Genomic DNA, 12,797 nt, shown 5'->3' with positions numbered 1-12,797 from the left:
TCCAACAGTACGTTCGGGGTGCAGCGAAGGTCGATGACCAAAACGTGCGCGATCCGTGACCGCCCCCGCTAGGTCCGCCGGTCGGCGGTACTTTTCGCGAGCGCCGAGACGATCGGATAGCCCAGCAGGATGCCCAGAGAACCCCACGCGATACCGCCGAGTTCGACCGAGCCCACCGACAGCGTGAGGTCGCCGATGCCCGCGACGAGCGCCGCCGCGACGACGATCAGGTTGACCGGATCGGCGAAGTTCACCTTGGCGTCGGTCCAGATCCGAACGCCCAGTAGCCCGATGAGTCCGTACAGAACCAGGGTCGCTCCCCCGATGACGCCGTCGGGGACGGTGAAGATCAGGGCACCGAACTTGGGCGAGAACGCCAGCACTATCGCCGTGAAGGCCGCGACCCAGTACGCGGCTGTCGAATAGACGCGAGTGGCGGCCATGACCCCGATGTTCTCCGCGTAGGTGGTGGTGCCCGAGCCACCAGCGGCTCCGGCCAGGGTGGTCGCCAAGCCGTCGGCGATCAGCGCGTCACCGGCCACGTCGTCGAGGTTCTTGCCGGTCATCGCCGCGACCGCTTTGACGTGTCCGACGTTCTCGGCCACCAGGACGATCACCACCGGCAGCGCTACCAGGATCACCGACAGCTCGAACGACGGTCCACGAAACTCGGGCAGACCGATCCAGCTCGCCGCGCTCAGAGCGTCGAGGCGTGGTTGCGCCATACCGCCGGTGACGGCGGCGAAGACCCAGCCCACGACGACACCGAGCAGAATTCCGAGTCGGCCCAGCAGTCCCGGTCCTACGGCCGTGGCCAGCAGAATGGCAACCAGCGTCACTGCGGCGATCAGCGGCTGCGCCTCGAACGACGTGGTCGCAGCGGGGGCCAGATTGAGCCCGATCAACACGACCACGGCACCAGTGACGACGGGCGGCATGGCTGCGTCGAGCACACGCCGACCGGCGATCTTGACGACGACACCGATCGCCGCCAGCACGACCCCGACACACAGGACGGCGCCGAGTTGCGCGGCCGGGCCGTTGGCCTGGGTGGCACCGAGCGGAGCCAGGAATGCGAAGGACGACCCCAGATAGCTGGGCACCCGCCCTCTGGTGATGAGCAGGAACAGCACCGTTCCGACGCCCGAGAACAGCAGTGTCGTCGAGACCGGGAAGCCGGTGATCGTCGGAACGAGCAGCGTGGCACCGAACATGGCGACGACGTGCTGCATCCCGATACCGATGGTGCGCGGCCACGACAACCGTTCGTCCGGTGCCACCACCGCCCCGGACTCGACGGTTTTTCCGTTTCCGTGCAGCGTCCAACCCAGATTTCTCATGATGGGAAAAGACTATTGGGTCAGCCGAGGATCGCGCTCACTGCCTCACGGGCGGCGGCAGTGCTGTCGGTCTTCAGGGCAGCCTCGGCAGCGGCCTTGCACTGATCGAGCGTGACCGTAGCCAACTTGGAACCCACATGTGCGACGGCGGCAGACGCAGCAGACAGAGAAGTGATGCCGAGTCCGACCAGCACACAGGCCAGCAGCGGATCGGCAGCGGCCTCACCGCAGACGCCGACCGGCTTTCCGACCTTGGCTCCTGCGGCAGCGGTGTGCGCCACCAGGGCCAATACCGCGGGCTGCCACGGATCGGTCAGCCCGGCGAGCTGAGCAGACATCCGATCCGCCGCCATCGTGTACTGGGCCAGGTCGTTGGTACCGATGGACAGGAAGTCCACGTGCTCGAGGATGTGTTCTGCGAGCAGGGCCGCAGCAGGCACCTCGATCATGACGCCGGGGGTCAGTCCGCGTTCACGGACGTCGGCGGCAAAGTCCTTCGCTTCCTGCGCGGTCGCGATCATCGGAGCCATCACCCACGGGGACGAGTCGGTTGCCTTCGCGGCGGCAGCGATCCCGTCGAGCTGTCGATACAGAATGCCGCGATCGGCCTCGGCGATGCGAATGCCACGAATGCCCAGTGCCGGATTGGCCTCGTCGGGATGGGTGGCGAACCTCAGCGGCTTGTCCGAACCGGCGTCGAGGGTGCGCACAACGACCTTCTTGCCCGCGAATGCGTCGAGCACCTGGGCGTAGATCTCGGCCTGCTCGTCGACGGTGGGTTCGGAATCGCGGTCCAGGAAGCACAGTTCGGTGCGGAACAGGCCGACTCCGTCTGCTGCGCTCGATCGCGCTGCCCGGGCACCCGCCCCGTCCTGCACATTGGCGAGGATGTCGACCGCGTGACCGTCGGCAGTCCTGCCTGGGCCGACCCATTGGGACACTCGGTCGAGCTCGTCGCGGGCGGAGACCACCGCAGCGCGGGCCGAGTCGGCGTCGGGTTCGAGGTCGATGCGGCCGCTCGTTCCGTCGACAGCTGCATTCGTACCTGCCGCGATGTCGTCGAGGCCTGCCACGGCAACGATGCACGGGATGCCGAGCTGGCGGGCGATGATCGCGGTGTGGCTGGTCGGACCTCCGAGCGAGGTCGCAAGTCCGACGATCAGGGTGGGGTCGAGGCCCGCGGTGTCGGCCGGCGCCAGGTCGTCGGCGAACAGAATCGACGGTTCGGCCGGCACGGGAACACCGGGCTCCGGAACACCCAGGATCTCGGCGATGACGCGGTCGCGAATGTCGCGCAGGTCTGTCACTCGCTCGGCCATCAGGCCGCCGAGCTGGGTGAACATGGCAGCGAACTTCTCGGTGGCCGCAGCGGTTGCGGCGACGGCAGAACTGCCCTTGGCGATCGAAGAGCGCGCGGCACCGAGCCATCCGCGGTCGGTTGCCATCGCGGCATTGGCCGACAGCACCTCCGACGCAGCTCCCGTCGCCAGCTCGGCGCGACCGCGCAATCGAGTGGCGACGGCGTTCGCGGCAGCGTCGAACACAGCCTTCTCGGACTCCCGATCGGCCTCTGCCACCTCGCCGGTATCGGCGGGAATGGACGGACGAGCACCGGGGCGAATGACGGGACCGTATCCGACACCGGGCACGACGGGCGTGCCGCGCAGTGTCGTCTGCGCTGCTCCGGTCCCGGCAGCATCGACTGTCGTGTCTGCGTGTCCGGTCGACGCGGTGCTAACCGATCCCGTCATGTGGTCCTCCTCGGATCCTGCGTGAACAAATGGTCTTCGTACTGATCGGCGAGCTGTGGCGTACTCAATTGCTTGCCTGTGTTGTGACCGAGATTACTCCAAAGCCTTGACATGTCAACACACACGGGCGTAAAACAACATAAAGCAACATCAACCGGGAAGGAGACGCAGGTGTACGCCGAAGAACGACAGCACGCGATTGCCGAACTGATCAGTACGCAAGGACGCGTCTCCGTCAACGATCTTTCTGCCACGTACGGCGTCACCACCGAAACCGTGCGGCGCGACCTCGCCACTCTCGACCGAATGGGAGTCGTGCGCCGCGTCCACGGTGGAGCAGTACCCGCATCCGCTCTGACCACACTCGAGCCCGGCGTATCCGAGCGCGAATTCACTCGCGCAGATCAGAAGGATGCAATCGCAGCCGCGGCGTTGTCCTTCCTGCCGCCGGTGGGCGGCAGCGCCGTGTTCGACGCCGGCACCACGACGGGCCGGCTGGCAGGCCTGCTTCCACACGATCGCGAGCTGATATTGGTGACCAACTCGGTACCGATCGCCGCTCGGGCTGCGACCATGCCGAACATCAATCTTCGATTGCTCGGCGGGCGTGTCCGCGGAACCACTCAGGCGGCCGTCGGCGACGAAGCACTGCGCGCTCTCGAATGGCTCCGGGTGGACGTCGCGTTCATCGGCACCAACGCCATCAGCGTCGGGCACGGGCTGTCCACCCCGGACAGCGACGAGGCAGCAGTCAAGCGCGCGATGGTCGATGCAGCGAATCATGTTGTCGTACTGGCCGATTCGTCGAAGATCGGCCGCGAGCACCTGGTGAGTTTCGCCCGAGTGGAGTCCATCGACGTCATCGTCACCGACAGCGACATCTCTACCCACGACCGTAAGAATCTCAGCGACAAAGGAATCGAGGTGGTGATCGCATGATGGTCACACTCACGGCCAACCCGAGCATGGACCGCACGGTCACACTCGACGTACCGCTCGTCCGCGGCGGCGTGCACCGGGCGTCGACGTCGTCCACCGACCCGGGCGGCAAGGGCGTCAACGTCGCTCGCGTTCTCGGCGGATCCGGTGTCGAGGCGTTGGCAGTGCTCCCGGCCAACGTCGGCGACCCGCTGCTCGACGCGATGGCCGCGAAAGGAGTGCGGTACTCGGCAGTTCCGACGTCGGGGCTTGCCCGAACCAACATCACGGTCAGCGAGATCGGTGGTACCACCACCAAGATCAACGAGCCGGGCGCAACCGTGTCGGAGCAGACCCGCGCCGAGCTGCGGGAACGAGTGCTCTCTCTCGCAGTCGGTGCCGAATGGGTTGTCCTGTCGGGTTCCCTTCCTCCCGGCCTACCGGTGGATTGGTACGCCGAGCTCGTCACCGCGTTGCGTGCCACCTCGGCCAAGGTCGCCGTCGACACCTCCGACGAGCCGCTCCTCGCTCTCGCGGCAACGTTCCCGGCATCGGCTCCGGACCTGATCAAACCCAATTCCGAGGAACTTGCCCAACTGACCGGGTATGATTCGGAGGAGCTGGAAAGCGCAGCGGCACAGGGTGATCCCACTGCCGCCATCGCGGCCAGCACCATCCTTCTCGGCCGAGGTGTCGGCGCGGTACTGGCCACGCTCGGCAGCGCCGGGGCCGTACTGGTCACCGAGGACGGTTCCTGGTACGCCAGCCCGCCCCCGATCACCGCGGTCAGCACGGTCGGCGCAGGCGATTCCTCACTCGCCGGCTACATCCTCGCCGATGCCGAGAACTGCTCCGCCGCAGACAAATTACGCCGCGCCGTCGCCTACGGAACAGCAGCCACCGCACTACCAGGCACCACGCTTCCACTGCCCGAGCAGACCCACCCGACTTCGGTGACGGTTCGCGCGCTCGACCTCCCCACGTCCGTCACCCCGTCCACGCTCTCTCCTTCTTCGAACCGTCTCTAGGAGTCTCCAATGTCCAGCCCCACCGAAGATCAGCAGATCATCGCCGAGGATCTGATCCTCCTCGACGCCGATCTCGGCGAATCCAAGGATGCCGTCATCGAACGCCTCGCCGGTGTTCTGGCATCCGCAGGTCGCGCAACCGATACCGCCGCTCTGCGCGATGCCGCACTGGCCCGCGAAGCACAGTCGGCAACCGGCCTGCCCGGCGGCATCGCCATCCCGCACTGCCGCTCCGAGGCAGTCACCTCCGCCTCGCTCGGCTTCGCACGCCTGAACCCGAAGGTCGATTTCGGAGCCCCCGACGGTCCCGCAGACCTCGTCTTCCTGATCGCCGCTCCGGCCGGTGCCGGTTCGGCCCACATGAAGCTGCTCTCCAGCCTGGCCCGAGCACTGGTGAAGCCGGAGTTCGTCACCTCACTGCGCAACGCGTCCTCGGCCACCGAGATCGTCACGCTCGTCGACGGTGTCATCAACCCGGCCGCCAAGCCTGCCGCAGCCACTCCCGCCGCAGCTCCGGTCGACACCGCCAAGCACAGTGCGGCCGCCACCCCGGCCGAGGCGTCCTCGGCCCCGAAGCACATCGTCGCGGTCACCGCCTGCCCCACCGGAATCGCGCACACCTACATGGCTGCCGACTCGCTGGTCGCCGCAGGCGAGCGCGCCGGAGTCACCGTTCACGTCGAGACCCAGGGCTCGAGCGGCAGCACGCCGCTGGATCCTTCGATCATCGCCGGAGCCGAAGCAGTCATCTTCGCCACCGATGTCGGCGTCAAGGGCCGCGAACGTTTCGCCGGCAAGCCCGTGATCTCCTCGGGCGTCAAGCGCGCCATCAACGAGCCCGACGTCATGCTCACCGAAGCACTTCGGGCCGCACTGAACCCGGACGCAGCTCGCGTCGGCGGTACCGCAGTCGCGGCCGGCTCCAACGAGTCTGCCGGCGAGCTCGGCTGGGGCACCCGCATTCGCCAGATCCTGCTGACCGGCGTCAGCTACATGATCCCGTTCGTCGCGGCCGGTGGTCTGCTGATCGCTCTCGGCTTCCTGCTCGGTGGCTACGAGATCTCCGGCGTGGCCGAAGATATCGTCGTCAACAACTCGATCACCGCACTTCCCGACGGCGGACTGACGACTTATCTCGGTGCCGTGCTCTTCCAGATCGGCGCACTCTCGTTCAGCTTCCTGGTCCCCGCGCTGGCCGGCTACATTTCCTACGCCATTGCAGACAGACCAGGTCTGGCACCAGGATTCACCGCAGGAGCGGTCGCCGTTCTGGTGGGTGCAGGCTTCATCGGCGGTCTCGTCGGTGGTCTGATCGCCGGCTTCGTCGCACTGTGGATCAGCAAGTGGAAGATCCCCGCCGTTCTGCGCGGCCTCATGCCGGTCGTCATCATTCCGCTGTTCGCCACCCTCATCGTCGGCGCGATCATGTTCCTGCTGCTCGGCAAGCCCCTCGCCGCTATCACCAGCGGACTGACCGACTGGCTCAACGGACTCAGCGGTTCCTCGGTCATCATCCTCGGCATCATCCTCGGCCTGATGATGTGCTTCGACCTCGGCGGACCGGTCAACAAGGCTGCCTACGCATTCGCGACGGCAGGCCTGTCGGTCACCGACACCGCATCACTGCGCATCATGGCAGCGGTCATGGCCGCAGGAATGGTGCCGCCGCTCGCCATGGCACTGGCCTCGACCGTTCGCTCGCGTCTGTTCACCGAGGCCGAGCGTGAGAACGGCAAGGCTGCCTGGTTCCTCGGAGCAGCATTCATCTCCGAGGGCGCAATTCCGTTCGCTGCGGCCGACCCGTTCCGCGTCATCCCCTCGATGATGGCCGGTGGCGCAGTCACCGGTGCCATGATCATGGCCTTCAACGTCACCCTCAGCGCGCCCCACGGCGGAATCTTCGTGTTCTTCGCCATCGGAAACATCCTGTGGTTCATCGTGTCTCTGGCCGTCGGAACCATCGTCTCGGCGTTCCTGGTCGTCTCGGCCAAGCAGTTCGTCAAGGGCAAGAACGCCCCGACCGAGGCCGAACTCGATCCGGCACTCGCCACCGTCTGACACTCGCTACGATCGCAACGACCCCACTACGAAGGAGCAGCACATGCCCAGCACCACAGTCGCCGTCGGATCTTCGATCGGTCTGCACGCTCGTCCCGCAGCACTGATCGCCGACGCCGTCGCCGAAGCCGGCGTGGACGTTACCCTCGCAGTGGCCGACTCGGAGCCGGTGGACGCAGGTTCGGCCCTGATGATCATGACGCTCGGAGCCACCAAGGGCACCGAAGTCACCGTCACCAGTGACGACCAGGCAGCACTGGACAAGGTCGTCGCACTCGTCGAAGCAGACCTGGATGCATAGGTCGTTCCGCAGGCTCCACTCCTGCGACGCCTAACGAGAACGCCTCGATCGCCGGACGGTGAATCCCACCGCTCCGGCGATCAGCACCACACCGGCAGCGACGGCCGCTCGGAATTCCCATTCCGAGTCCGTCGCTGTCGGCGTCTCCGAGGGCTGATCTGCGCTCGGTGTCGGCGATACCGAGCGCGGCGCTGCGCGTTCGGGGGCAGAAAGCTCCAGTGACTGCGCATCCGGAAGTCGAAGAATGGGTGGAAGAATTCCGTCGGTGGGACCGAACCCGGCCTCCGATGCCAGGAGCAGGCTTCCATCGTCCAGGAACGCCAGTGCCTCACCCTGCGGTTGATCGGGTAACGCCACCACCGCACGCGGCGCGTCCGGGGCGACCAACGCCGACGCGATGTCGCCGCCGGACGAACGAAACAGGTACACATCGGTGTACGTGCGCACTGCGGCGACGGTGCCGTCGAGGCTCACCGCTCCCCCGGTCGCCAGAATCGATCCGACCACGAACGGCGGACCACCGACAGTCCCGGTAGCGGAGAACGCCATGTCGCCTACCTTGCGGAGGGTCGTCGGCCCCGGACTGCTCAGTTCGGTGACGGATTCGTCTCCGGTCGGTACGTACACTCCGCTGACGCCCGAGAGTTCCTTGGTGACGATCACCGGTCGACCGCCGGGTTCGATCAACACCGTCTCGGCGTCGTGCGCGCCGTCGGGGTAGGTGAGCCGGTGCAGTTCGCCCGCGCCCGTCGTCGGGTCCATTCGCGTCAATGCCACTGTGTCGCGCCGCATCTGGTTGTCGCCGACGTCGGCCAACCACAGCGAACCGTCGTAGGCGGTCAGGTCCTCGACGTCGTACGGGTCGACGGGTACGTCGATCCACCGATCCACTGCACAGTTCGCGTCGAGCACCGCGACCCGATCGTCGGCCCCACTGTCTCCGATCGCGTACAGGACACCGTCGATCGACGTCATCCCGGACAATTCCGCGAGACCGGGATCAGTTGGCAGACAGTATGTTTCCGCATCGATCGGTGCGGCGAACGCCGTTCCGGAGAACGCGGTGGCGGTGGCGACCACAGACGCGGCAACGCCACGCACCACCAGCCGTGGCCCCATCGACGTCAGGCGCTGGGGACGACAGCCGTGAACTCGACGAGCGCAGCTGCCAGCGACTGCGGCACCCGAGCTTCGACGCGGGTGCCGTCCTCCTCGTGCGTGGACTGCACGATTCGACCATCGGTGTGGATCCGCGCGACCAGATCGCCGCGGGTGTACGGCACGAGGACGTCCACCAGCACGTCGGGCTCGGACAGGATGTCGCCGAGGTGATCGCGCAAGGCGTCGATGCCCTCACCGGTCTTCGCCGAAACGAACCGTGCGCCGTCGAGCAGCCCCCGCAACTGCGTGAGCTGCACCGGGTCGGCAGCGTCGATCTTGTTGACCACCAACAATTCCGGCGGCATCTTCGCATCCTGCTCGCGAACCACGTCGGTGATCACTTCACGGACGGCCTTGATCTGATCGAGCGGGAGCGGATCGGAGCCGTCGACGACGTGCAGCAGCAGATCGGCGTCGGTGACCTCCTCGAGCGTCGAGCGGAAAGCCTCGACCAATTGAGTCGGGAGATGCCGAACGAAGCCGACGGTATCGGTCAGCACGATCGCGCGACCGTCCTCGAGAGTCGACTTACGCGTCGTGGGATCGAGGGTGGCGAACAGCGCATTCTGAACCAGCACACCGGAACCGGTCAACGCGTTCAGCAGACTCGACTTGCCCGCGTTGGTGTAACCGACGATCGCGATGGACGGCACCGTGCCGCTCAGTCGCTGTTCCCGTTTGGTGTCGCGGGCCTGCTTCATGCCCTTGATCTCGCGGCGCAGCTTGGCCATCCGCTCACGGATGCGTCGACGGTCGGTCTCGATCTTCGTTTCACCCGGTCCACGCAGACCGACACCGCCGTTGCTACCCGCACGGCCACCGGCCTGACGCGACATCGACTCGCCCCAGCCGCGAAGCCTGGGCAACATGTACTCCATCTGCGCGAAAGCGACCTGCGCCTTGCCTTCTCGCGACGTCGCATGCTGCGCGAAGATGTCGAGGATCAGCGCGGTGCGGTCGATGACCTTGACCTTGACGACCTTCTCCAGCGCGTTGAGCTGGGCGGGGGTCAGTTCGCCGTCGCAGATCACCGTGTCGGCTCCGGTCGCGAGCACGATGTCGCGGACCTCTTTTGCCTTACCGGAACCGATGTACGTCGCAGCATCGGGCTTGTCGCGCCGTTGCATCAACGCCTCGAGTACCTCCGAGCCTGCCGTCTCGGCCAGCGCCGCAAGTTCGGTCATGCTGGACTCCGCCTGCGCAGCCGTACCGGTGGTCCACACTCCGACCAACACGACGCGCTCGAGGCGCAGCTGTCGGTACTCGACCTCGGTGACGTCGGTGAGCTCGGTGGACAGGCCGGCCACTCGTCGTAGCGCGGTGCGTTCTTCGAGCTGCATGTCACCCGAGGACGGGTCCTCGTCGTTGAGCGGAGATCGGGCCAACCGCCTCGACCACGCGTCGGACTCCTCGCGGGTCCATGCAGATGCGGTGTCGGGTGAACCGTCGGCATTCTCGACCGGTTCGCCCGCAGGTGATGTTTCATGTGAGTTCGTCATACATCCCCCATGATCCACGAAAATCCCAGCGTATGCACGCGGGTTTCGGCTCCGCCCACGCACGAGGCCCGAGGAGACGTCAGTTCTGGTCCGCGAACCACCGGTCGTCGATCTCGCCGCGGGCGAGCAGGACCGAGGGCCCGCGGAGGGTGGCACCGACATGATCGATGTGCACGCTGACCCGACCACCGAGTACGCCGACGCTCACCTCACCGGTCTCGAGGCCCTCGTACGACAACGCGGCCGCGGCTGCGGCCACCGTGCCGGTGCCACACGACCGCGTCTCGCCGACGCCGCGTTCGAACACCCGCATCTCGACACCGCCGTCGTCCAGCCTGGTCAGCAGCTCCACGTTCGCCCCGCGGGGAAAGAACTCGGGGTCGAGGGTCGGCGGTGCGGACAGGTCGAGCGCGCCCAGAGCCGCGCGGGTCAACGTGCCGTCGACGCAGGCCAGATGCGGGTTGCCGACGTCTATCCCGACGCCCTCGTACGAGCCGCCCGCAATGGCCACCGAGCTCGAGCCCATCAACGTGACATCACCCATCGCGACGGTGACATCGGCGTCGGTGTCGTCGAACGAGTGCACCGTCACCGCGCGCGCACCGGCCCGCGAACCCACCACGAACTGATCGCGATGTTCGAGGTCGTGTACACGCAGGTAGTGGGCGAACACGCGAACACCGTTGCCGCACATCTCGGCTATCGTGCCGTCGCCGTTGCGATAGTCCATGAACCAGTCGTCGGGCTCGACACCCGACGGAAGTCGATCGAGTACGCCTGCGTCTCGGAGTACACCGGCTCGGGCGACGCGCAGGATGCCGTCGGCACCGATGCCCTGGCGTCGATCGCACAACACTGCGACTGCCGATCTGGTGAGTTCGAGCTCGGCTGACGGATCCGGCAGTACGACGAAGTCGTTCTGCGTTCCGTGGCCTTTGGCGAATTCCATGGTCTCGAGTCTACGGGGGGTCGATGACACCCAGGGCGTCCGAGGTCAACGTGGACGACGCGCCGTCGAGCCAGCACACCCGGTCGTCTCGGCGGAACCAGGAACGCTGCCGTCGCACGTAACGCCTGGTGCCGATGAACGTGCGCTCGCGGGCGTGCTCGACGTCGTATTCCCCCGCCAATACGTCCAGAGCCTGCGCGTACCCGATCGCCCGCGACGCCGTGACCCCTTCGCGCAATCCGAGTCCGAGCAAGCCTTCCACCTCGTCGAGCAGTCCGGTCTCGAACATCCGCCGGGTGCGGGTGTCGATTCGCTCGTCCAGTTCTACAGTGTCGCGATCGACTCCCAATATGATTGCGCCCCAACGTGGTTCACCGATCTTCGGGGCCGATGCCGCGAACGGTTTCCCGGTCAGCTCCACCACCTCCAGCGCGCGGACCATACGACGACCGTCGGTGGGCAGAATCGACGCGGCGGCCTCGGGATCGGCCGCCGTCAACGCGCGATGGATCTCGTCGACCCCGTCGCGTTCGAGCACGTCTTCCCATTTCCCGCGGACGACCGGATCCGTGGCCGGAAAGGCCCACTCGTCGAGCAGTGATTGCACGTACATCATCGATCCGCCGACGATGATCGGTCGCCGGCCTCTGGATCGGATGTCGTCGACGTCCGCGACGGCAGCACCCTGGTAGCGCGCAACGGTCGCGATATCGGTGACCTCGAGCACATCCAACTGGTGGTGCGGTATGCCGCGACGCTCTGCCACCGACAGCTTCGCGGTCCCGATGTCCATCCCTCGGTATTGCTGCATCGCGTCGATGTTGACGATCTCGCCGCCGAGCTTCTCTGCTAGATCGAGTGCCAGATCGGACTTGCCCGTGGCCGTCGGCCCGATCACCGCGATCGGAGTCGTGGACGGATCGTACGAGTCGGGTTCGTCAGGCACGGGACCACGTTCCGACGTAGTACCCGACGCCGAAGGGAGCCCCACGATAGAGCTCGGTAGCCGTGATGGTGTCCGAGCCGACCGTGGCCGCCAGTACCTGCCATGCTGACCGTCCGCCGACGCCGACCGCCGCGCACAGTTCCGCATCGAGGTTCGCCAGCGCATCGACATCGGCCGCGGCGAGGGCATCGTCGATCCGCTGCTCGATCGCTTCGGCCCGCTCGTCGAACGAGCCCGGTGCCTTCGCAGTCAACGTGTTCGCGCCGTCTGCCAGCACCAGAATGCCCCAGCTCTCGGACGACGCGTCGAGTTCGCGCCGCAGCTGCGCGCCGTGTGTCGCGCACCATCGGGCACTCGCGTCGGCGGGGACCGTCCGGACCTCGACCGCAGAGTCGGGATCGCTCGTTCCGCGCAACCAACCGGCGACAAGGACGGACAACGGCAGTTCGGGGTCCGGCAGAGTCGACGACGGTCGATCGGACAGTCGCACCACGATGTCGACGCCGAAGCCGCGAAACGTACCGACTGTGGTCGCGTCGTACGTCTCTTCGCTGTGATCGACACCGATCGCCATCCACCGGTCGACCTTCGACGTCAGCTGCGTCACCGCGTCGGCCGCGGCGGCACGAAGATCGGCCGTCTCGGCAGCACTGGAGCCCATCAGTTCGGGGACGAGCAACGGTGGAGAGGGCACCAGGGCCGCGGCACGAAACACGAACACCACGGTAGTCGGTGGCGCGACTTGGCCGGACGAGTCCACCTCGAGTCGTCTGAGCTGTTTCAATGGTCCGATCGGTCGTCACCTAGTTCAATGGTGTCCAGATCGCGAGTGAAGGCAGCCGTGAC

11 protein-coding genes are annotated in these 12,797 nt (G+C 66.4%); 4 read left to right on the top strand and 7 right to left on the bottom strand.

The window, feature by feature from the left end; translation table 11 throughout:
- Positions 1-68 precede the first annotated feature (68 nt).
- Positions 69-1,340, bottom strand: a complete 1,272-nt coding sequence (locus tag ACQR3T_RS06225) for a uracil-xanthine permease family protein (protein WP_197914403.1) — start codon at positions 1,338-1,340, stop codon at positions 69-71.
- Between the two features lie 20 nt (positions 1,341-1,360).
- Positions 1,361-3,091 (bottom strand): phosphoenolpyruvate--protein phosphotransferase, encoded by a 1,731-nt coding sequence (gene ptsP, locus ACQR3T_RS06220; protein WP_052070385.1) that lies wholly within the window; start codon positions 3,089-3,091, stop codon positions 1,361-1,363.
- A 171-nt stretch (positions 3,092-3,262) separates the two neighbouring features.
- Here ptsP and ACQR3T_RS06215 point away from each other — a divergent pair, with 171 nt between their 5' ends.
- Genes ACQR3T_RS06215 through ACQR3T_RS06200 form a run of 4 tightly spaced genes read left to right on the top strand, consistent with a single transcriptional unit; the run spans position 3,263 to position 7,396 of the window.
- Positions 3,263-4,030 carry a DeoR/GlpR family DNA-binding transcription regulator gene (locus tag ACQR3T_RS06215; RefSeq protein WP_032377714.1) on the top strand — a complete coding sequence of 256 codons (768 nt, stop codon included), beginning with the start codon at positions 3,263-3,265 and terminating at the stop codon, positions 4,028-4,030.
- A complete protein-coding gene (locus ACQR3T_RS06210) occupies positions 4,027-5,037 on the top strand; it encodes a 1-phosphofructokinase family hexose kinase (protein WP_032377713.1) in 1,011 nt (336 codons plus the stop codon). The genes ACQR3T_RS06215 and ACQR3T_RS06210 overlap by 4 nt, the downstream gene beginning before the upstream one ends.
- A gap of 9 nt (positions 5,038-5,046) precedes the next feature.
- Positions 5,047-7,095, top strand: a complete 2,049-nt coding sequence (locus ACQR3T_RS06205) for a PTS fructose transporter subunit IIABC (RefSeq protein WP_032377712.1) — start codon at positions 5,047-5,049, stop codon at positions 7,093-7,095.
- 43 nt (positions 7,096-7,138) lie between these two features.
- Positions 7,139-7,396, top strand: a complete 258-nt coding sequence (locus ACQR3T_RS06200) for an HPr family phosphocarrier protein (protein WP_032377711.1) — start codon at positions 7,139-7,141, stop codon at positions 7,394-7,396.
- A gap of 30 nt (positions 7,397-7,426) precedes the next feature.
- Here ACQR3T_RS06200 and ACQR3T_RS06195 read toward each other — a convergent pair whose 3' ends face one another.
- The 5 genes from ACQR3T_RS06195 to ACQR3T_RS06175 all read right to left on the bottom strand — a co-directional run bounded on the left by ACQR3T_RS06195 (position 7,427) and on the right by ACQR3T_RS06175 (position 12,666).
- Positions 7,427-8,515 carry a hypothetical protein gene (locus ACQR3T_RS06195; protein WP_428692784.1) on the bottom strand — a complete coding sequence of 363 codons (1,089 nt, stop codon included), beginning with the start codon at positions 8,513-8,515 and terminating at the stop codon, positions 7,427-7,429.
- 5 nt (positions 8,516-8,520) lie between these two features.
- Entirely contained in the window at positions 8,521-10,056 is a 1,536-nt protein-coding gene (hflX, locus tag ACQR3T_RS06190; RefSeq protein ID WP_428692783.1) for a GTPase HflX, read from the bottom strand.
- 79 nt (positions 10,057-10,135) lie between these two features.
- Positions 10,136-11,005, bottom strand: a complete 870-nt coding sequence (dapF, locus tag ACQR3T_RS06185) for a diaminopimelate epimerase (protein ID WP_428692782.1) — start codon at positions 11,003-11,005, stop codon at positions 10,136-10,138.
- Positions 11,006-11,015: 10 nt separating this feature from the next.
- On the bottom strand, positions 11,016-11,951 hold the full coding sequence (gene miaA / locus ACQR3T_RS06180) for a tRNA (adenosine(37)-N6)-dimethylallyltransferase MiaA (protein WP_428692781.1): 936 nt from the start codon (positions 11,949-11,951) through the stop codon (positions 11,016-11,018).
- Positions 11,944-12,666 carry a hypothetical protein gene (locus ACQR3T_RS06175; protein ID WP_032378421.1) on the bottom strand — a complete coding sequence of 241 codons (723 nt, stop codon included), beginning with the start codon at positions 12,664-12,666 and terminating at the stop codon, positions 11,944-11,946. The genes miaA and ACQR3T_RS06175 overlap by 8 nt, the downstream gene beginning before the upstream one ends.
- Positions 12,667-12,797 lie beyond the last annotated feature (131 nt).

Source organism: Rhodococcus sp. IEGM1428, assembly GCF_050321865.1.
In the GTDB taxonomy this organism is placed as follows: Bacteria; Actinomycetota; Actinomycetes; order Mycobacteriales; family Mycobacteriaceae; genus Rhodococcoides.
Note: the sequence above shows the minus strand (reverse complement) of the source record. Positions and strands in the feature narration are given on the sequence as shown.